We start from the raw sequence: 20,690 nt of genomic DNA, 5'->3' as shown, positions 1-20,690 counted from the left end.
TTCAGGGTGTGATGCGCATCACACATGTAAAATTCTTTTCATGCGTTGCACTTTTGCAACACTGCAGCTCTACCTCCAGCCCCACACACGGACACGCCACACCATGACACGCCTTTTCAAGCTCAGCCTATGCCCTCTTTTCAACGACATTGACGCCGACACCTTGACCGAGCTGGAGTCGCGTGTACGTTGGCGGCATTTGCTGTCCGAGGATGTGGTGTGCAGAAAAGGCGACCCTTCGGACGGCTTGTTTATTTTGTTGGAAGGGCAGTTGCTTGTTTACGATTTGCTGCACAACGGCCAAGAGGTCAGCCTGAGTGTGGTGACGCCGGGTGCTTTTTTTGGTGAGCTGAGCGTGATTGACTTGCTGCCGCGCACTGCGTTCATCAAGGCCACGCAGCCCAGTTTGGTGGGCTTGTTGCCGCTGGAGTTTGCGCAGGCGTTTTTCTTTACCCAGCCGCAGTTGGCCAAGCGGGTCATGGAGCATTTGGTGGGCAAGGTGCGTGAGATGACCATTCAAAGGGTGTTGCTGGGTTTGCCCCAAGCTTTTCAGCGGGTGTGCGCTTGGCTAACGCACAGCAAAACCTTGGGCGCAGATGGTGCTTGGGGTGTGCGTTTGGTGCCCAAGCAGTCTGATTTGGCCAATATGCTCAACACGAGCCGCGAGACGGTGTCGCGCTCTTTTGCCCGCTTGGTGCGCGACGGGGTCATTTCCAAACAGGGCGAGGCCGTGCTTGTTTTGCAAGCGGATGAGCTGGACCGCTTGGCCCAAGAGGATTCACCGCCATTGCTGAATCCACCCCGCCAAAAGTCCATTTGAGGTGTGCTGGTACAGCGGCACATTGTCCTTGGCCGATGTGCGCTGGTATTCGAGATAGAAATGGCTGCGCGGGCCGAGGTTAATTTGGTAGCCCAGCGTCCATTGGGTGGTGGTGTTTTGACGCCTGTAGTCGATGAGGTTGGGCGAGAAGTCTTTGGCGGATTTCCAGCTCACCTGCGACCACTGCAGTTGCAGTTGTCCTTGTGTCAATGCCTGCTGCAGCATGATTTGCAGGGTTTGGCCATGCCGGTCCCCCCCGGCGCGTTGTTGGGCGTTGTCGCTGAGCCAACCTGCGCCAACGAGGCATTGGGCTTCAGGGGACCACTGAAATTGTCGTGTGGCACGGAGTGTGGTGGTTTGGGCGTTTTCGCTGCTGTTTGTTGAATGGTGGAGTTGCTGAATTTGTGCGTGCAGTTTCCAGTCGCGTTCGTCCTTGCCGAGTTGGCTTTGCCATTCGAGCGATGGCATGCGTCGGTCAAGGTGATTGTCTAGCCATGTTTGAGACCAGCCCACTTGCAACGATGAGGGGATGCCCAGTGGGTGCAGGGGGTATTTGGCGCTGAGGTGCAGGCTGGTGTTGTTGAACTTGCTGTAGCTGCTGATTTGCTTGTGCCCCAGGGTGCCGCGCAGGGTCCAACCACTTGGGGTGTTGATTTGCCGTGTGGCGGTGGTGGCCACGTAGTGGCTGCCTACGGGTTTGTAGTCGCTGTCGAGCACTAGGGTGATGGATTTGAGTGCACTGCCCAGGGTGATGGTGTCGGCTTGCAAGCCTTGGTTGATGTTGTCGTCGTAGCCGGTGATCAGCGCCCATTCGGTGACCGCGCCCTGGGCTTGCGTTGTGGTTTTGGGACAACCCGTATGGGTGATTTGGTCCAACAGTTGGCGTATTTCGGGTGGCGGGGTCAGTTGCTGCTCTATGGCTTGGCGGATGGCGAGGGCTTGCGCGACATCGCCAGCCCGGCAATGCTGCACCACAAGGTCGAGCAGTTCTTCGGCGTAATCGGCGTCTGTGTTGGACAGGGCCACGCCCGGCGCGAGAGCGCTGACAAGGAGCATGGCGCAGGCCCGAGCGAGCCAGTGACTTGTTGTTTTGCTCACGCCTTGGCCCACTCGGTATGGCTGTCAGGGCAGGAGCTGGGGCCTTGATGTGGGGCAAAGACGGCTTTGAGGTGCACGGTTTCACCCCATTGGATGTCGGCCACCTTGTGCAAAGGGACAATGGTGATGTGGGAGGCGGCGTCTTCGCCAATCAGGATGTCGTGGCTGTAATGCTTGGCTGCAGCTTGAATTTTGCTGGCACTGTTGATGCAGTTGCCCACTGCGGTGTAGGTGCTGCGAAATGGCGTGCCCAGGTCGCCAACCAGCGCAGTGCCCGATTCGATGCCGATGCGTACTCGCGCCACAGGCAGGCCTTGCGCAGCGCGAGTGGTGTTCCATGCGCGAACGGCTTGGACCATGTCGAGGGCCGCTTGCATGGCTTGGTTGGCGGGTTGCTCTGTGGGCAAGGGTGCACCCCAGAAGGCCAGCAATCCGTCGCCGGTGTATTTGTCAAGCGTGCCTTGGTGCTTGAGCAGCGGCTGGGTGATGCATTGCAAAAAACCCCGGGTCAGGTCGGCGGTTTGTTGCAGCGTGCCCCGGTCGGTCAGTCCCGAGTAGTTTTGCATGTCGGCCGACAAGACGGTGATGTGGGCGTGCTGGGGTGTGAGGGGTTTGTCCAAGCCCTGGCGGACCATTTTGTCGAGGACCGAGGGGGCCACGTAGTTTGCAAAGGTGCTGAACAGTTGCTTGCTTTCTTTTTGGGTGCGCCACCAGACCCATGGCACCACCAGCAGCACAGCCCAATACGCCAGCAAGGGGGCGCTGATGGAAAAGTCTTGCTGCCAGGGGATCATGGCGCGGGCCATGGCCAACCAGGCCAGGGTCAAAATGGCAGCGACGGGCAACAACAACCAAGCACGCCAGTAGGCCATGACCCGGATCATGAGCATCAAGCCCAAGACGCTGCACGCTGCCGCAAATAGTTGGCCCCCGTTTGAAGTCATTGGGCGGTTGCGCATGGGCTGCAGTTGGTCCAGCCATGTGGTGAGTGCCTGGGCGTGAACCATGACACCGGGGACCCTGTTGGCCAGCGGGGTGGAGACGGTGTCGTTGAGTCCGAGCGCAGACGAGCCAATCAAGATCCATTTGCCACGCACAAGCTCGGGGGACACTTGGTGTTGCAAAATGTGACTGGCAGGGATGACGGTGTAGGCGGTCATCTTTTTGCTGTAAGGCACTTCCCACTCTGGGCCCAGAATGGCTCCAAAGAGGGTTGGCAGCTGTGGGGCTGTCTGGGGGTCGCAGGCCAGCATGGCCAGTGAAAGCGCCAGGTTTTGTGACTTGCCCCAGGTGATGATGGGGTTGATTTTTCTGACGATGCCATCTGTATCAACAACGCTGTTGATGTGCCCCGCACACCGGGCTTGGGCCAAGCCGTTGTGGTTGGACAAATGGCCCTTTGCACTTGGCCATTTGCCCGGAAATTGCTGAGTTGAAGCAATGGGCACGCCGCTGGCCAAGGGGTGCTCGCGATCCACTAGGTCGAACAGCTGTGCGACCACCAAAGGGCCGAACTGCGACAGTGCGTGCAGTCGGGCATCGCCCGCCGGGTCGGCTTTGGCCGGAAAAACGATGTCCAGGCCGATCATGCGGGCGTTGTGCTCAGCCATCAAGATTTCGAGGAGTTGGGCCATTTGGCTTCTGGGCCAGGGCCAAGGTCCGATGAGGTTCAGACTGTTTTCATCGATGTCGATGATGACAATGCGCTCTTCTGGCACCGAATTGGCGACGCTTCGGCGCATGCCGTCTTTGAGCGTGTTTTCAAGCTGCGTGACGGTGCTTGGCTGCTTGGGTGTGAATTGCAACCAAAGTGAGATGCAGCCGATGAGCAAGATCACCGGAAGCCATACGAGTTTTTTGTTGATCGCACTGACGCGCGGCAAATGGTTCAAGGATGGCCCACGCTCTCAGCGACTCCAATGGGTTGCACCCGAAAGCTCCAGGCCGGTCGTGCCGGGTTGGCGGTAGATGTATGTGGCTTGTTTGGCACCACTGCCGCCCACAAGGCCTTGTACTGCCGTGGTGGAGGTGAAGCTGTTGGAGCGCAACACGCCGCCTTCTTCGACTTTGCCCACCGCACCAATTTGAACGCTTTGACCGAGTACGTCGAGTTTGAGTTCGGTCTGAAAGCTTTGTTTGGCAAAGTCGATGCGCAAACTGCCGTCGGTGGCCTTGGTGCTGTGCACTTGACCTGTTTGGGGTTGAACCACGATACCGTCGTGTTCAATCAATTTGAAACTGGCAACACCCGATTCGGGCAAGGGGCTCAGGGGGCCGGGTGCGCGTGCCAGGATGTAATAAGAGTTGATGGCCAAGAGATCGCGGCCATTGAGCAGGTTGGCAACGATTCGATCACGATCAGTGGCAGAGGCGACATCACCCCAACGACCCCATACGGCCAGTGGCGGCGGTGGCGGCGGGGGGGCAACTTCGACTTCTGAGGTCTGCACGAGAAGTTTGGTCACGTCTTGACCCGTGCGAATGTCGCCTTTGAGTGTCACAAGACTGGTTTGTCCGTTGGCAGATTTGTCCTCTTTGGCAACAGGTTCATTAAGGAGTGGGGGCGTGGTTTGTTCAGGGCCGAGTTTTTCGTTGTTGTGGATCAGCTGCGGGCGTTTTTCTCCGGCTTTGATTTGGAGATAACCCGCGCTGGGTTTGGCGAACAGTTCGGCAGCGGTGCGACCTTCGCAGGGCCCTAATGCGTTGGCTTTGCAGTTGGCGTCAAAACCGCTGACGATGACACCTCCCGCGCGCACAGACACCTCGGTGAGTTCGGGCCGCGACAAAACGGTGAAGTCTGTGCCACGGACACCAATGGCGGCCAAAGGGGTGTTGAATCGAAATTGGTCTTTGGCAGCCTGCGAGCCTCGTCCTGAGACGTAGCGACTCAGACCGTGGTGCAGTGTGTATTTGATTTGGGATTGTTCAGGCTTTTGGGCGTCGTAGCGCCAGACGTCGACGCTCAGTGTGGAGCCCGGCCGCAGGACCAGCAAGGCGCCGTCACTCATGCGTGTGTAGATGTAGGCGTCGGGGGCGGTGATGAGTCGGTCGCCTTGCCGCACTTCCATGTCTTTGGCCACGGCGATGTCTTGACCCTTGGCATCTTGTTTCGTGGCTTTGCCCGTGACAAACATGACGCGACCGGCCGCAGGGTCTTGCGCCTGTGCAGGGCAGATTTGAAGGGCGAGCATGCCGAGCAGAACCAGCTGCACCAACAACTGGATGGGCTGGAGTCCAACGCAATGGTTAAACTTATAGGATGCATTCATACTATTATTATGTATTAAATTGGATTTAAATCCAATAAAAACTGCAATTTGCCATGACCTTTATGGGGCATTGATATTCAAGGCCCCAATTGGGAGATCACGGTCAGCACAGCCGCAGCCCCCAGTGCATTGGCCAGCGCATCTCGCCAGCAAAAACGCCGCTTGACCGTGAGGTGCTGGGCCACTTCGGTCAAAAGACCCAATGTCGAGATGGTGAACCACAGTGCCCATAAGTTGAGACCAGGCCAAGCGCCGTGGGCCATGCCAGCCAACATTCCAAATGCCACGAAATGCGCCACTTTGTCGTGCCGATGCACCCAAGATGGGATGATGACCGCCTCTGTCAACATGCCAACAAGCACAGCGGCCAAGGTGCATAGCCAGAGGATTTGAAAGATGGTTGGGGTTTGGATGATGTCGTTCAACGGGCTGCATTCATGCTGCAGACTTCAGCAAAGGTTTTTGTGTTTTTGTTTTTGAAACTCTGTGCTGCGAGTTTCGACGAATTGAACAAAATTGCGCCTGAATTGTTCAATGGAAAACCTTTGCGCATTGTTGCGGCAGTTCTGGCCCAAAAATTTAGATGCCTGCAATTCAAATTGATGGACAACACGAACGATGGCTTGGCTTGTTTGCTCATTGAAAAAAAGGCCGGTGTCGTTTTCACTGACACCATGGGCGTTGTTGCATTGAATGGTTTCGCGTGCGGCCCCGCTGCCGTATGCAAGAACAGGGGTGCCACAGGCCTGGGCTTCAATGGGGGCGATGCCAAAGTCTTCTTCGGCCGCAAAGATAAAGGCCTTGGCTTGCTGCATGTGGTGGCGCAGGCTGTCTGCGCTTTGACGTCCGAGCAGGGTCACATTGGGGCCAGCTGCTGCCACGCAACGGCTCATTTCAGGCCCCTCGCCGATCACCAATAATTTTTTATCAGGCATGTCCTTGAAGGCTTCGATGATGATGGCCATTTTTTTGTAAGGGACCATGCGTGACGCGGTCAGGTAGTAATCGCCTTTGACCTGATGATTTGGCAGGTCAAAGTATGCGGTGTCCACTGGTGGATAAATGACAGTGGATTGACGGCGGTAATTTTTTTCAATGCGCCGGGCGATGTAGTGCGAGATGGCCATGAAATGGTCAACGCCATCGGCGGTGCGGGCATCCCAGAGTCTGATTTTGTGCAGCAGCCATTTGACCACCCAGCCTTTGAGGCTGCTTTGCAGACCTGACTCTTGCAGGTATTGGTGCTGCATGTCCCATGCGTAACGAATGGGGGTGTAGCACATGCACAGGTGCAGTTGGTCGGGCGAGACAAGGATGCCTTTGGCCACTGCGTGCGAACTGGACAGGATGAGGTCGTAGCCGGTCATGTCGAGTTGCTCGATGGCCAAGGGCATGAGGGGCAGGAAGTTTCTATAGTGCTTGCGTGCACCCGGCAGGTTTTGGATGAAGGTGGTGCGTGGCTTTTTGCCCTGCAAAAAAGCGCGTTCATGCTCAGGCACGAAGTCGACCACACTGAAGAGGTCGGCCTGTGGGTAGCAGTGGAGCATTTGCTCCAACACGCGTTCTGAGCCGGCATAGTTGACCAGCCATTCGTGGACGATGGCGATTTTCATGCCAAAGCGGCGCGGTAAACGCCGATGGTTTCTTGCTGGCATTTGTGCCAGTTGAATTGGCGGCTGCGCAAGAGGGCTTGCTGACTGTAGGCTGCGCGTAACTCGGGGGCCTGGGTCATTGTTTGCATGGCCTGACTGATGGCGTCCGGGTTGAGGGGGTCAACAAGCAGGCCGGTTTCTCCCACGACTTCGGGCAATGATGTGACGTTGGAGGCGATGACGGGAACACCACAGGCCATGGCTTCGAGGGGGGGCAGGCCAAAGCCTTCGTAGAGCGATGGATACACCATGGCACTGGCACTGGAGGTGACATGGATGAGTTCTTGGCGGGTCAGGTAACCGAGCTGAATGATTTCTCCTGCGGCCAGAAGGGGTGACATGAGTTTTTCGAGCGGGCTGGCGTGCCAGCCTGTCATGCCTACGATGACCAAGGGGTATTGACGGCGCACCGCCTTGGGCATGGCCATGAAGGCCTGCAGGACCATGCCCATGTTTTTGCGGGGCTCCAGCGTGCCAACGGCCAGCAAGTATTGCTGGTGCTGAAGGCCATGCTTGGCCAGTGTGGCTTGGGTTTCTTTTACAGTATGGGGCCTGAACTGGCTTTCAACACCCAGGTAAACGGGGTGAATGATGTCGGGTGAGAGTCCAAACACGTCAATGACTTCTTGCTTGACAAAGGCGGAGTCGGTAATGATGCGACTGGCTCTGCGCAAGGCGGGCTCGAAGTATTGGTTCATGGCCCGTACGCGCTCTAGGGGGTGGTGCTGCGGGTAGCGAATCCAAGACAGGTCGTGCACGGTGATGACGCTGGGGCCGTCAAATTCGAAGGCCAAATAATTGGGCTCGTGGTAGAGGTCGGGTTTGAATTTGGCAACGCCTTTGCTGAAGATTTTTTGCTGGGCAGCCCGTGCGTATTGGTAGCTGTTGGGCAGCCATTTTTTGAGCCATTTTTTCCAAATTTGTGCTGATTCTGGCAACGGTTGAAGGCGTGTTTCAGCGCTCCATTTGGACGCATAGAATTTCTCGATGCGCATGTCTTTTTGCGCGTCGAGTCCTTCGAGCAGTTGCAAGGTGTATTGCCCTATGCCCGTCAGCGGGGACAACAAGGGCACGGCGTTGAGTGCAAGTTTCAGCATGCGATGACGTCAGCCACATGGCTTTCGTTCAACATGGCTTGCAGTGTTTGTGCCAAGGTGGGCTGACTGCAGGTAATGCCGGCCTGGGCCAAGATTTGGTGCAAGCGCTGTGGGTTGCCGCAGAGTTTGTGCACTTCGGTGGCTCGCACAAAGGCGGGGTTGACGTTGACTTGAAGTTGGTGGCCGGTGAGCTGCACCAGGGTGTCCAGCACTTGCTGAAGTGTGTAGGTTTGACCAGAGCAGATGTTGTAGGTTTCTCCGCTTTGACCGTGTTGCAGCAAGGCGAGGTAGCTTTCGCAAACCATGCGCACGTCGTTGAATTCGCGCTCGACATGCAGGTTGCCCAATTCGATTTGCGGGGCTTTGCGGGCAAAGTGCTCGACCAATTTGGGAATCAGAAATTGTTTGCCTTGCCCTGGTCCTGTGTAGTTGAAGGGACGGGTGATGACCAAAGGCAAGCGGTCAGCGTAGGTGCGGGCCAGATGCTCCATGGCGAGCTTGCTGGTGCCGTAGTGGTTGACGGGGGCCGGTGTTTGCTCTTCGCCGATGGGTGAATTGGCGCAGTTGCCGTAGATGTTGGCACTGCTGGCCAAGAGCACTTTGCGAGGCCTTTGTGGCAAGGCTGCGCACGCAGACAGAAGGTTGATGCACCCTGTGACGTTGACGCTGTAAAAAGCGGCGTCGTCGGCATTGCCCACAAAGCTGATGGCCGCAAGGTGGACCACCGTGTCTGCTTGGGCCTGCTGGACTTGATCGGCCACGGCGGCTTTGTCGGTCAGGTCGGCCAGCATGGGCGTGACTTGGTGGCCTGCTTGTTCGGCGCATTGAACAAAATGTCGGCCGGTGAAGCCGTTGGCGCCCGTCAGGAGGATTTTCATCAGAAAGAGAACCCGGCTTGGTTACGACGCAGGTCGGCTTCGACCATCATTTGACACATATGCTCAAGTGTTGTTTGGGGTGCCCAGCCGAGTTTGGCTTTGGCTTTGGCGGGGTCTCCGATGAGCAGTTCGACTTCGGCAGGGCGGTAAAACTTGGGGTTGATGCGCATGACGGTTTTCCCGGTGTCTGTGTCGGTGGCGGTTTCGTTTTCTTCACGCCCCTGAAATTCGACGTTGATGCCCGCGCCTTTGAAGGCCATGTGCACAAAGTCGCGCACGGTCTCGGTGCGGTTGGTGGCCAACACATAGGTGTCGGGCTCGTCGGCCTGGAGCATGCGCCACATGCCTTCGACATATTCTTGGGCATAGCCCCAGTCGCGCTTGGCATCCATGTTGCCCAGCTGCAGGCAGTCGAGTTGGCCCAGTTTGATCTTGGCCACTCCGTCGGTGATTTTTCGAGTGACGAACTCTCGCCCGCGCAAGGGGCTTTCGTGGTTAAAGAGGATGCCACTGGCACCAAAGATGCCGTAGCTTTCGCGGTAGTTGATCGTCATCCAGTGGGCATAAAGCTTGGCCACACCGTAGGGACTGCGAGGGTAGAAAGGTGTGCTTTCGATCTGCGGTATGGCTTGCACTTGGCCAAACATTTCAGATGTGCTGGCTTGGTAGAAACGAATTTTTGGATTGACCAGACGAATGGCTTCCAGCAGGTTGAGTGCGCCAATGCCCGTGATTTGTGCGGTGGCGTTGGGCTGCTCAAAGGAGACGCCCACAAAGCTTTGTGCAGCCAGGTTGTAGATTTCGTCGGGCTGTACTTTTTGCACCAGTGCAATGCTGGAGCCCAGGTCTGTGAGGTCGTATTCGACGAGGTGCAGATTGGGGTGGTTTTGCACACCGAGTTCGTCAAGCCGCCAAAAATTGACCGAGCTGGTGCGGCGGTAGGTGCCGTAAACGGTGTAGCCTTTTTCAAGCAACAACTGGGTGAGGTAGGCACCGTCTTGGCCTGTGATTCCGGTGATGATGGCTTTTTTCATACTTGCTTTTTCAGTCATGCTGTTTTGTGGTTTTTTATTTCACGCCCGCTGTCCATAGACTGGATGTTGTCCAGAAGTTGGTTTGCACTTTGTTGCCAAGTCAGGCAATTCATACGGTCTGATTTGGGGTGCTGGCCTTGCTTCCATTTCTCGTGCCATTCCTCTATGGCATCGCGCAAAACTTGTGGCTCTGCGCTGTCTGGAAAATAGCTGGCGTGTTGTTGTGCAACCTCTTTGAAAATGGCGGTATCTCTCGCGATGATGGGCAGCGCGTGCCGCGCCGCTTCGATCAGTGGTAAGCCATAGCCTTCACAATAGGAAGCGGCAATCAATGCGCTTGTTTGCGCATAAAGCTTTTCAAGGTATTTGTCACTTGAGTCCTGAAGCCAAAACAGGCGTTGGTTCAATTCGCAGCTCTGTTGAATGTGATCAAAGAGTTGGTCTGCCTTCCAACCGGGTTTGCCAATCATGATGAGGTTGGCATCAAAACCGCTGGCCCAAAGAAGTTCGAAGGCTTGTACGGTTTGTTGGTAGCCCTTGCGTGGCTCCAAGGTGCCCACCATCAGAAAAGAGGGGCGCTGTTGGATGGCACTTTCAATGGCCGCTGCATCGGCAGGATCACCACGGGTCGGCACGGAGTTTTCCAGGTCTGCCCCCAAATGGAAATGCCCTATTTGGAAAGTTTCAACTTGCTTGGGTTTGTTGGTTCTTAACCATTCTGTGACATCTGAAGCAACCGTTTGCGATATGCAAATGGCACCATCGGCTTCGGTCACGATGTCCAGCCACTGGACATGCCCCTCGGGTACGCCCGCGTTGGCATACTGGGGATACAGGATGGGAATAAGGTCGTAGATGACAAAGTATGTTTTGACACCACGTAGCCTTAAGGCTTCGAGGCTGACGCGCTGCGCTTTGAGTATTTCCGGATGAACAAGGTCCAGCCCTAAAAAAATATCGCCGGGTGCCGCTCTAACAGGACCATTCTTTGTTTCGGCATCTGTGGGCAGTGATTGCCATGGAAGGCTTTGCACGTACTGATAGGTTTGGTTCGGCGTTGCATAAACGGGACGAACTGACATGCCGAGTGGCTTCAATTCAATGAGTTCTTTCAGAATGGCTCTGGTGACTCGTTGTATGCCTGTGTGCGCATCGTGTTTTACCAATTCAGAGATGTCTATGAGCAGTTCGCGCTGCTGGCTTTGTTGTTCGTTTGCCGCCAGGAGTGTTGCGAGTTGACGCAATTGAGCATCGTCAATAGCGCGATGGTGTGGTGCGAGTTGTTGCCCCAGTTTTTGAAGGCCTGTTTTTTGTTGTGCGCCTTGATGGGTTTGTGTATCTTGTTTGACTTGTGCAACGACGCGCTCCATGGCGAGCAGGGCCGCGCGTGCACTGGCATCCCAATTGAATTTTTTGGCGTGCAAGATTTGGGTTTTGACCAGCGTTTCCCGGTAACCTTGATCCGTCAGAAGTCGCTGCATTTTTTTCGACATGTCGTGAATGTCGAAAGGATCAAACAGTGCAGATTCATCCCCAATGACTTCGGGCAGGCTTGATGTGTTTGAAGCAATGACCGGTCGCCCGCATTGAATTGCTTCCAGGGCAGGCAAGCCAAAACCTTCGTGCCATGATGGGAAGATGTAGCCTTTGCACAGGCTGTAAAGTTTCACCAGACTGTCGTCGTCGACGAGTCCCACAATCTTGCAGTCTTGTTCGCTGAGACCACATCGTTGGGCTTCAGCCTGGAACGCTGATTTGTGTTCATCGGGCAACCCACCCACAATGGCCAGTTGATGTTCTTTTCTGATGTTTTCTGGCAGTTGCGCGTACGCTTGTATCAGTCGGATGTGGTTTTTTCTGGGATCTGTTGCCCCCGAATACATCAGATACTCTTTTGGCAAACCAAATTGCTTTCGCACCTGACTTGCCTCTTCTGGCGACAGGTTTTTAATTTGAAACTGATCGTCTGCGGCAGATGAAATGTTGGTGATTTTTTCTGCTGGGTATCCAAGCAGATCAACCGCCTCTTTGCGTGAAGATTCGGAGATTGACAACAGCAAACTGCTTTTGCAAAGTGTTTTTACGTGTCCGTCGTACCACTGTCTGACCCGCTCATCCGCCAGGTATTCCTTGGGATTCATCATGGGTATGAGGTCGTACAAAATTGTGGCAACTGGAATTTTTGTTTCATTTGCATCGTCAATGGATGCGATGAAGTTGTCTCCAAATCCCTCAAACAAAGTTGTGATGAGAACAATGTCTGGGGCTATTTGCCGTATCCGCTCTTGTCGGATGTAGTTTGCTGCTGCTCGTCGCCATGCGTTGGCATCATCCATGGCATGGGTCGGCCCAATGGCCTCCCAAATTTTGATCTGCTCAGGACGCAACAGGCTTGAAAATTCCTGAATGATGGAGACGATTGTTTCGGGGAAAAGTCTATTGAGTAACAAGCATATTTCGTGACTTTTCCCATTGCGGATCATGGCTTTGACGAGCGCTCGCGTATATCGCCCTATGCCGCGATGTCTGCTGCCCGTCTGGAGTCCTTGCATGTCGATAAGAATTCGCATGTTATGCCGCCTCTTGATGTTGCTCTATGGCCTTTTTCAGGTCTTCATAGATGATCTGTGCGCGAGGAGACAAGGGCTCAATGGTTGATGCTGCGACGATGTGCGCAGGTTCATTGCTGGCTTGGTCACGCCACTGACTTTGTGCTTTTTTTAATGCCGCATGCAATCCGATTTTTTGGCTGAGTCCCATCAATTGCAGACGCAATGCCGGCCGGTGCGTCAGCTCTTGGTCAATGCATCGAAGCACTTTAAGAATCAGTGCTTTTGAGCGCGCTTTTGGGCCTTCTGCTTTGAGGCGTCTTGTTTGCCCAAATACCCAGCGAAGTGGCTTGGTGTAACGCCATGATTTGCTGGCGTACAAGGCGTTGAGTTCTTGGGCTTGATGTTGCGCTGCGTGCACAGCTTGAATGGCTGTCGCTTGGGCTTGATCGGCTGTGTTTTTCGCTTGACCTGCTGCAGCTTGGGCTTGCTCGGCCTTGGCTTGTGCATGTTCAGCTGCCGTTTGCGCCAACTGTCCAAGCGCCAATGCTTCTTGCACTTGGCTTTGCAATTCTTGTGCGATGGCCTGGGCTTGATCTTGTGCCTGCTTGACTTCGGTCATTTGGCTTTCAAAGCGTGCATCCCAACGGTTGAGCAGGCCGGAAAGGTCCAAGCCATGATTGGCCTTGAATGCATGTGCAGTCAAATCGAGAACTGGCTGGGGTGCCGCTTTTTGCGCCACGATGGCGTAATCCGGACTGACGCCTGTCACCACATCTTCCAGGTTGACTTGGACCTTGGTTTGCAAGCCCTTGGACTCTTGCAATCTCAATGTTTTGACTTGGAAAAAGCCTGCATACTCCGCGAGGAAACTCAAGAGCAAAGGCGGAATGGGCTTTTCGTGGCTGGGGTCTACATAGAAGTTTGAGGTGCCCACCACAAGATTTTCTGGATTGGGGGTTTCCATGATCAAAAGTCCACCTGGCTTGAGCACGCGAATGGCTTGCATGACCAGTTCTTGAAGTTGATCAAATGGCATGTGCTCCACAAGATGGAATGCGGATACAACCGTTTGACTTTGGTCAGGCAGGGTTTGCAGGTGTTGAATGGCGTCACCCGTTTGGGCGTTCAGTCCCCGTTGGTGGCAGGCCTCGAGCATGCCTTCATCGAGGTCAAAACCTTGAATGTCATAACCTGTTTCGGCCATTAATTCGAGCCATTCACCACGACCACAGCCCAGGTCAACGGCTTGCGCGTTCGGGTAGGCTTGCAGCAAGGCTTGCACGAATGGTGTGTAGACGCGCAGCCTGTCTTTGATCGTTTCGCGGGTACCTCTGTGGCGATCTTCAAAGGCTCGATAGAAGGTACTGCTCATTGTTTGCACCTGACTCCGGGCGGCATCCAAGCCACACCTACAAATTCGGCATGCTGGGTATTGACCACGTTGAAAATGATCGCCTGGTCACGCCACTCGTAGTTTTTTCCAATGTGCGTGTCGGCTGTGTGTGCAGCGACTGCAATCGAATAAGTGCCTGGTCCAAGATTGGCGTCGAAATCAAAATTGAACTGAATTCGGTCTTGGGCTTGAAGATTTTTCAGTTGCCGCTTGAGGTGGTGTGTGTTGGTACCAAAGACAGGCTGTCCCAGTCTGTCTTTGATCATGTAGCCGATGACCAGCTCAGGAATAGATTGATGGCAATGGATCTGGATACTCAGTGAGACGGCTTGACCAACGGCCACCAGTTCAATGGTTTGGCCTTTGTCATCCACGAGGTTGACCTCTTCCAGAGAGACTTCCCCTGTGCCTGAAATGGTCTGCACTTTCCCATCTGCCGTGGTCTCTTGCTTGACGGTCTGGTTTTGGTGGTCTGCCAGCATGGCGTTGTAATAGTCCATGACCGCCTCTGGCTCTCCTTGCATGGCAAGTTGCCCGGCATTGAGCAATATGGCTCGGTCGCAGATGCTTTGAATTGCGCCTTTGTCGTGACTGACGATGAGCAAAGTGGTTCCGCTTTTTCGAAATTCACGAATGCGGTCAATGCTTTTGTGCTGAAAATAGGCGTCGCCCACCGACAGCGCTTCGTCGACGATGAGGATGTCTGGACGGATGGCGGTGGCCACACTGAAGGCCAGCCGCATTTGCATGCCACTGCTGTACACGCGCAAGGGTTGGTCGATGTAGTCGCCAATTTCGGCAAAGTCTTCGATCTGGGGCATGAGGCGAGCAATGTCTGCGCTGCTGATGCCCAAGAGTTGCCCGGCCATGAAGGCGTTTTGCCTGCCGGTGAAGTCGGGATGAAAACCCATGCCCAGCTCCAACATGGCGGCCACACGGCCGGTCATGTGCACGCTGCCCGTGGTGGGCTGGGTGGTGCCGGTGATGAGCTTGAGCAGGGTGCTTTTGCCAGCCCCGTTGATGCCCACGATGCCCACAGCCTCACCCGGATTGACGGTGAAGTGGATCCCCTGCAGCACCCACTTGAGTTGGTGTTGCTTGGCATGGCCGGGCGTGAGCCATTCTTTCAGGCGAGACCAGTGGCTGGGGTATTGTTTGTACGCCTTGCCCAGGTTGTTGACAACGATCGTGCCCATCAGAGTTCGTCCACCATTTCGCCTGCATTCTTTTTAAAGAGATGCAAGCCCAACAAGCACAAGAAGGCAGCCAGAACTGCAGTTGGCCAAAGTTGGGTCCAGTCTGGCCATTGTTGATTGGCAAAAATTGCCTGATAAGCACCGATGACCGAGGTCATGGGGTTCATGTGAATGAATGGTGTGATGGATTCGGGCAGGATGCTTGCGGGGTAAACCACTGGCGTTAACCAGAACCAGAACTGCAGGAAGATGCTGAAAAATTGACCGACGTCGCGGAAAAAAACATTCAACACACCAAGGACCATGCCCAGCCCCACGGCCAACATGATTTGCAAGGCCAGCACGGGCAGTGCGGCCAACACCACCCACCCAGGGAAGTTGCCGCTGATCACCAAAAAGGCCATGAACAGCCCAAAGACAATGGCGAAGTTGAGCATGGCATTGAGCACAACAACGATGGGCAGCGTGATGCGTGGGAAACTGATTTTTTTGAGCAAGTTGGCGTTGTCAATGAACATGGTTTGCCCACGTCCCACCACTTCAACAAACAGGCCCCACGTCAAGACGCCGGCACACAGGTAGATGCTGTAGGCAAATGTGCTGTCGACACCGGGGAGTTTGGCCCGCATGACTTGAGCAAATATGACCGTGTAGACCACGATCATGGCCAAGGGGTTGATGATGTTCCAGGCCGCGCCCAGCAGTGAGTTGCGGTATTTGCTTTGGAATTCGCGTTGTACGCTGCCCAAAACAAAACCACGATAGCCCCACAGTGCTTTCAACAGGACGCTCATTTAGCCAATGCGTCCGTATTGGTCTTCAAACCTGACAATGTCGTCTTCGCCCAGGTAGGTGCCGCTTTGCACTTCGATCATGACCAGCATTTGGTCTTGCTGATTTTCGAGTCTGTGTTTGCGACCGGCCTGGATGTAGGTCGATTCGTTGGTGGCAATCGTCAGTTCAGCGTCGCCGTTTTGTACATGGGCTTTGCCCGAAACCACGATCCAGTGTTCGCTACGATGGTGGTGCATTTGCAGGCTCAAGCGCCCACCGGGGTTGACCTCGATGCGTTTGATTTTGAATCCGTCGCCCTCGCCCAACACCGTGTAGGTGCCCCAAGGGCGGTGAACGGTTTTGTGCGTCTTGTGGGTTTCATGCCCCAGGTTTTTCAAGGTGGCAAACAAGTGCTTGACGTCTTGGGCCTTGCTTCGGTCTGCGACCAACAGCGCATCGGGGGTATCGATGATGAGCAAGTTGGACACCCCCACCGTGCCTACCAGCCTGTCACTCGATTGGATGGTGCAGTTGCTGGAGTCGTGCAACAGGGCTTGTCCTTGCACACGGTTGCCACGGTCATCGCTGTCGGTGAGATCACCCAGTGCGGTCCATGAACCGATGTCGGTCCAGCCAATGTTGCAGGGCACGACGGCCATGTTTTGGCACTTTTCCATCACGGCATAGTCGATGGAGTTTTCTGGAACTTGGATGAAGCTGTCGGGATCGAGTTCGACTTGCGTGATGTTTTGACCTTGCGTGCGCCGCGATGCGGCAAGGCACTGGCGGGTTGTGTGCAAGATGTCTGGGCAGTGTTGCTGCATTTGCGCGAGCAAGACGCCGGCTTTGAAACAAAACATGCCGGCATTCCACAGGTAGTGACCTGCGTCAAGGTACTCCTGTGCTTTTTGAATGTTGGGTTTTTCTACAAAACGGATGACGCGCTGGCCATGGGTTTCGATGTACCCATAACCGGTTTCTGGGGCGGTGGGTTGTATGCCAAATGTGACGATCTGGTCTTGCTGGGCCATGGCGTGCGCTTGTTCAACAGCGAGCTCAAACCCGGACTGGTCGGTGATGAGGTGGTCGGCGGCCAGCACCAGCATGATTTCGTTGGGCCCATGCTGGCGTTCGATTTCGAGGGCTGCTGCGGCAATGGCGGCCGCTGTGTTTCGTCCAAAGGGTTCGAGCACGTAGTCAAAACGTGTGTTGAGAGACGCGACTTCGGCGTAGTCGTCTTGGGTCTTGAAGAACAAATCCCGGTTGGTGACGGTCATGACCGCCTTGGTGGCCTTCAGTTGGCTGGCCCGCAAAAATGCCTTTTGCAGCAAGCTTTGACCATCGCCGAGTCGAATGAAGGGTTTGGGGTGTTGCTCGCGTGAAACAGGCCACAGCCGTGAGCCAACGCCCCCAGAAACAATTACAGGAATCATGATTTTTATCGCCGCTTGCGCTTTAAATTAAATTTATTGCTTTTAATGAATATTTCAATTAAAAACCAAATAAATTAATTTAATTCAACGACATTTTGAGTAACTTTGATTGATTTTAACTGAGTCAATCTTTTGTTTACTCAAACCATCACCTGTACTTTGTGGCCATTTATTGGCCACTTGATTCAATATGCGCCAGCACGGCTCAAAACCACAGATATGGTTTTGAACAAGATGATTTGGTCATGCCACAGTGACCAGTTTTTGACGTACCAAGTGTCCAGGTACACCCGTGCGTCATAGTCGAGATCGTTGCGACCACTGACTTGCCACAGCCCTGTCATGCCTGGGCGGACCATCAAGTAATAGCCCGTTTCTTCGCCGTATCGGCCCAACTCTCCAGGGACCACCGGTCTTGGCCCTACCAAACTCATTTCACCGCGCATGACGTTGAGCAACTGCGGCAGTTCATCCAAACTGGTGCGTCGCAACAGGTGCCCAAAGGGACTGATTCGTGGGTCTGTTTTCAATTTGTGGTCTTGAACCCATTGGGTGCGCAACGCGGGACTGCTTTGCAACAGTTGTTCGAGTTGCGCCTCCGCATCGACCACCATGGTGCGAAATTTGTAGCAATCAAACATGCGTCCTTGTTTGCCGACCCGTTTGTGCGCGAACAAGGCTGGGCCACCGTCTTTTCGAATCCATAAGGTGATGACGAGCATCAATGGACTGAGCACCATCAGCAACATGCATGCTGTGACGGTGTCAAAAATGCGTTTAGTCAACCTGGCGGGCCAGCGCCTGAGGTTGTTGCGCATGCGCAGCAGGGCCACTTCGTGAGAGAAAAAATGGGACATGTCGGTCCCGTGCAATGGCACCCCCCTCATGGCAGGGATGACCGCCACGTTGGGGACGTTCCATTGCGCAAGCTGTCTGAGCCAATATTCACGTTGATCGGATTGACTGTGCTCCAAGGCGATCACCCATTGGAATCCGTCTTGTTTTGCCAACTCGGCCATGCGGTGAGCTGGAAATCGTGGGTAGGTTGCATACGATGCTTCTGCGTGGCCAAGGTGCCCTTGCCGTGGGTCGACGAATCCACAAACTTCAAGCCCCATTTCGGGCTGGCTTTGCAGGGCCAATGCCGCCTCCGCCGCGTTGGAGCCCACGCCAACGATGATGGTGGGCATGACCCACAAATTGAGCTTTTTGAGCAATGACCTGGTGACCATGCGCACCCCTATCAAAAACGCAGCCACCAGAGTCCATGAAAGAGCCCACCACTGGCGGGACCCATTCCAGCCAAAGAGTGACACGATGGTCATGTCCAGCATTGCCAAGACGAGCACCATTCGCACGACATCTCTGAGCTCATCCCAAAAGGGCCGTCTGTCGCTGTAGTGCTGATAGCTCATCAGCAAAGTCACCAAGCCCAAGGCGGCGACAAAACCCCAAGCCATGAAGCGTGACAGGTCAGGCTCTGATGCGAGGGTCAGCGAGATCAAAAGTTCGAGGGCAAGGCCTTGGCCGAGCACCACGCTCGAAATGATGAAGGCCAGAGAAATTGCCAACATGTCACCCAGCAATATGGCAAATTTAGAAAATCTGATTTTCTTTTCGCTCAAACCAGAGACGGGGAGTTTTTCGGAGGACATGCCAGGTTCTAGGGTGGTCAGTTCATGGCCGATGGCGTCAGTTGGCGTGACAAGACGGCCCATGAAGTTGTTTGCACATTCGGTGTTGGCGCTTTGTGCGGTGAGGTTGCAGAGCTGGTTCTCTGGTGGAAGCCACCAGTTACAAATCAAATGAAATCGTCATTTCATACTGATATTTACCCGGTATTGTGCCCTTTTTGATTCATGAGAATTATCCATTTTTGAAGAAATAGTCAAATTTGTTGCGTCCGGGCTATAGTCCCGCACCGGCCAAATGGCCCTCTGTGTAGAAAAAAGGCGCCTGAAGGCGATACGGCATGAATGTGCAACCCGAGTTGGTCTGGACTGAGGACAACGAGACGCGGTCTTTGTTTTGGCGCATGGACCAGGGGGCGGCGGTGCCCAAAAAGGTGGCGTTGGCCGATGACACGATGAGCGCGGACACGGCTTTCAGGCTGGCTTGTGAGGGCACGGGCTTGTTGTGGCGGGGGGATTTTCAGAACGCCCGGCAGTTGTTGCAGGCTTTGGCGCGGCGCATCGACAAGCCCAAAAAGGTGCGCGTCAAGAAATCAGAGGCGGCCCCCGCCGTGGTGCCCGGGGCTGCGTTTCACACGCATCGCCAGGCGCAGGCGCACCGAAGCCGGGTGCTCAACCAAGTGTTGATTGAGTTGCAGGGCGATTACGGGGTGGCTTTGCGGCGTGCGCCCGATGTGCGCCAGGCTTGTACGCAGGCTTTTGGGCCGGCCAATGGGCAGGGTTCGGTGCTGTCGCTGCGCAGCTTGCAGGGCGTGGTGGGGGCGTTTGAGTGGCGCAAAAACGGGGTGGAGGTGCCCGCTTTGGGCGAGGCTCTGAAGATTTTTCCGCACTATGGGGTGTTTTCGCCCATTCGCGGCGAGTATGTGGCGTTGGTGGCCAAGGCCCCCTGGCCTGCCGCCATGGGCACGCATTCGGTGGCGTTTGACATTGGGGTGGGCACAGGGGTGCTGTCAGCGGCACTGGCCCGTCGCGGTGCAGCCCAGGTGGTGGGCACCGATTTGAGCGATCGGGCCATGGCTTGCGCCAAAGACAATTTGCAGCGTTTGGGCGTGCAAAACCAGGTGACGTTGTTGCAGACCGATTTGTTCCCCCCAGGGCAAGCGGCTTTGGTGGTGTGCAACCCGCCTTGGTTGCCGGCCCGGGCCACGTCGCTGTTGGACCAGGCCGTGTACGACGAGGGCAGCCAGATGCTCAAGGGTTTTTTAAAGGGTTTGCCTGAACACCTGTGCCCAGGGGGCGAGGGTTGGCTGATTTTGTCGGACTTGGCCGAGCATTTGGGTTTGCGCTCGCGGCAGGAGCTGATGGGCTGGATCGAGGCGGCAGGCTTGGTGGTGCTGGGCCGCATGGACGCCAAGCCGGTGCACGGCAAAGCCCAAGACGCGACCGACCCGCTGCACGCAGCAAGGGCGGCCGAGGTGACATCGTTGTGGCGTTTGGGGGTGGTCTGCGAGGGTCATCGCGACGAGGGCGTCGCTCCTACAGGGGAATAACCCGCATTTTGTGGGAGCCCCGCCCCCGGGGGAGATGGTCTTTTTGTAGGAGCCCCGCCCCCGGGGCGATGGGTGGTGGTCTGCGAGGGTCATCGCGACGAGGGCGTCGCTCCTACAGGGGAAGAACCCGCATTTTGTAGGAGCCCCGCCCCCGGGGCGATGGTCTTTTTGTGGGGGCCCCGCCCTCGGGGCGATGGGTGGTGGTCTGTGAGGGTCATCGCGACGGGGGCGTCGCTCCTACAGGGGAAGAACCCGCATTTTGTAGGAGCCCCGCCCTCGGGGCGATGGTCTTTTTTGTGGGAGCCCCGCCCCC

At 55.4% G+C, this 20,690-nt stretch carries 16 protein-coding genes; 2 read left to right on the top strand and 14 right to left on the bottom strand.

All coding sequences use genetic code 11. The annotated features are described in order from the left end of the window. The first annotated feature begins 103 nt into the window (after positions 1–103). The gene (locus B9Z48_RS16540; protein WP_158273295.1) at positions 104–820 is read left to right on the top strand and encodes a Crp/Fnr family transcriptional regulator; all 717 of its coding nucleotides are present in this window, start codon (positions 104–106) and stop codon (positions 818–820) included. On the opposite strand, the gene B9Z48_RS16535 is transcribed toward B9Z48_RS16540, so the two are convergent. The 14 genes from B9Z48_RS16535 to wbaP all read right to left on the bottom strand — a co-directional run bounded on the left by B9Z48_RS16535 (position 779) and on the right by wbaP (position 18,770). Continuing rightward, positions 779–1,876, bottom strand: coding sequence for a hypothetical protein (locus B9Z48_RS16535; RefSeq protein ID WP_146186316.1), 1,098 nt, complete (start codon positions 1,874–1,876; stop codon positions 779–781). The two genes, B9Z48_RS16540 and B9Z48_RS16535, sit on opposite strands and share 42 nt — an antisense overlap. A 38-nt stretch (positions 1,877–1,914) precedes the next feature. Beyond that, positions 1,915–3,810 carry a CHASE2 domain-containing protein gene (locus B9Z48_RS16530; protein ID WP_108379852.1) on the bottom strand — a complete coding sequence of 632 codons (1,896 nt, stop codon included), beginning with the start codon at positions 3,808–3,810 and terminating at the stop codon, positions 1,915–1,917. A gap of 15 nt (positions 3,811–3,825) precedes the next feature. Continuing rightward, positions 3,826–5,187 (bottom strand): FecR domain-containing protein, encoded by a 1,362-nt coding sequence (locus tag B9Z48_RS16525; RefSeq protein ID WP_108379850.1) that lies wholly within the window; start codon positions 5,185–5,187, stop codon positions 3,826–3,828. 77 nt (positions 5,188–5,264) lie between these two features. Continuing rightward, positions 5,265–5,612: a VanZ family protein gene (locus B9Z48_RS16520; RefSeq protein WP_108379848.1), complete on the bottom strand. Its 348-nt coding sequence runs from the start codon at positions 5,610–5,612 to the stop codon at positions 5,265–5,267. A 24-nt stretch (positions 5,613–5,636) separates the two neighbouring features. Beyond that, positions 5,637–6,800, bottom strand: a complete 1,164-nt coding sequence (locus B9Z48_RS16515) for a glycosyltransferase family 4 protein (RefSeq protein ID WP_108379846.1) — start codon at positions 6,798–6,800, stop codon at positions 5,637–5,639. After that, positions 6,797–7,936, bottom strand: coding sequence for a glycosyltransferase family 1 protein (locus B9Z48_RS16510; RefSeq protein ID WP_108379844.1), 1,140 nt, complete (start codon positions 7,934–7,936; stop codon positions 6,797–6,799). The genes B9Z48_RS16515 and B9Z48_RS16510 overlap by 4 nt, the downstream gene beginning before the upstream one ends. After that, on the bottom strand, positions 7,930–8,814 hold the full coding sequence (locus B9Z48_RS16505; protein WP_108379842.1) for a GDP-mannose 4,6-dehydratase: 885 nt from the start codon (positions 8,812–8,814) through the stop codon (positions 7,930–7,932). The genes B9Z48_RS16510 and B9Z48_RS16505 overlap by 7 nt, the downstream gene beginning before the upstream one ends. After that, positions 8,814–9,848: a GDP-mannose 4,6-dehydratase gene (gmd, locus tag B9Z48_RS16500; protein WP_108379840.1), complete on the bottom strand. Its 1,035-nt coding sequence runs from the start codon at positions 9,846–9,848 to the stop codon at positions 8,814–8,816. Before gmd ends, B9Z48_RS16505 begins: the two co-directional genes overlap by 1 nt. Positions 9,849–9,862: 14 nt before the next feature. After that, on the bottom strand, positions 9,863–12,418 hold the full coding sequence (locus B9Z48_RS16495; protein ID WP_108379838.1) for a glycosyltransferase family 1 protein: 2,556 nt from the start codon (positions 12,416–12,418) through the stop codon (positions 9,863–9,865). A 1-nt stretch (position 12,419) separates the two neighbouring features. Next, entirely contained in the window at positions 12,420–13,772 is a 1,353-nt protein-coding gene (locus B9Z48_RS16490) for a bifunctional 2-polyprenyl-6-hydroxyphenol methylase/3-demethylubiquinol 3-O-methyltransferase UbiG (protein WP_108379836.1), read from the bottom strand. Then, complete coding sequence (locus B9Z48_RS16485) at positions 13,769–14,989, bottom strand: ABC transporter ATP-binding protein (RefSeq protein WP_108379834.1); 1,221 nt, start codon at positions 14,987–14,989, stop codon at positions 13,769–13,771. Before B9Z48_RS16485 ends, B9Z48_RS16490 begins: the two co-directional genes overlap by 4 nt. After that, complete coding sequence (locus B9Z48_RS16480) at positions 14,989–15,783, bottom strand: ABC transporter permease (protein ID WP_108379832.1); 795 nt, start codon at positions 15,781–15,783, stop codon at positions 14,989–14,991. Before B9Z48_RS16480 ends, B9Z48_RS16485 begins: the two co-directional genes overlap by 1 nt. Next, a complete protein-coding gene (locus B9Z48_RS16475) occupies positions 15,784–17,196 on the bottom strand; it encodes a mannose-1-phosphate guanylyltransferase/mannose-6-phosphate isomerase (protein ID WP_108379830.1) in 1,413 nt (470 codons plus the stop codon). Between the two features lie 185 nt (positions 17,197–17,381). Further along, positions 17,382–18,770, bottom strand: coding sequence for an undecaprenyl-phosphate galactose phosphotransferase WbaP (gene wbaP, locus B9Z48_RS16470; RefSeq protein WP_233261165.1), 1,389 nt, complete (start codon positions 18,768–18,770; stop codon positions 17,382–17,384). Between the two features lie 398 nt (positions 18,771–19,168). Here wbaP and B9Z48_RS16465 point away from each other — a divergent pair, with 398 nt between their 5' ends. After that, positions 19,169–20,377 (top strand): class I SAM-dependent methyltransferase, encoded by a 1,209-nt coding sequence (locus B9Z48_RS16465; RefSeq protein ID WP_108379829.1) that lies wholly within the window; start codon positions 19,169–19,171, stop codon positions 20,375–20,377. Positions 20,378–20,690: the final 313 nt, after the last annotated feature.

The sequence above is a fragment of the Limnohabitans sp. WS1 genome (assembly GCF_003063265.1).
In the GTDB taxonomy this organism is placed as follows: Bacteria; Pseudomonadota; Gammaproteobacteria; order Burkholderiales; family Burkholderiaceae_C; genus Limnohabitans_A.
This window is presented reverse-complemented; position numbering and strand designations above follow the sequence as displayed.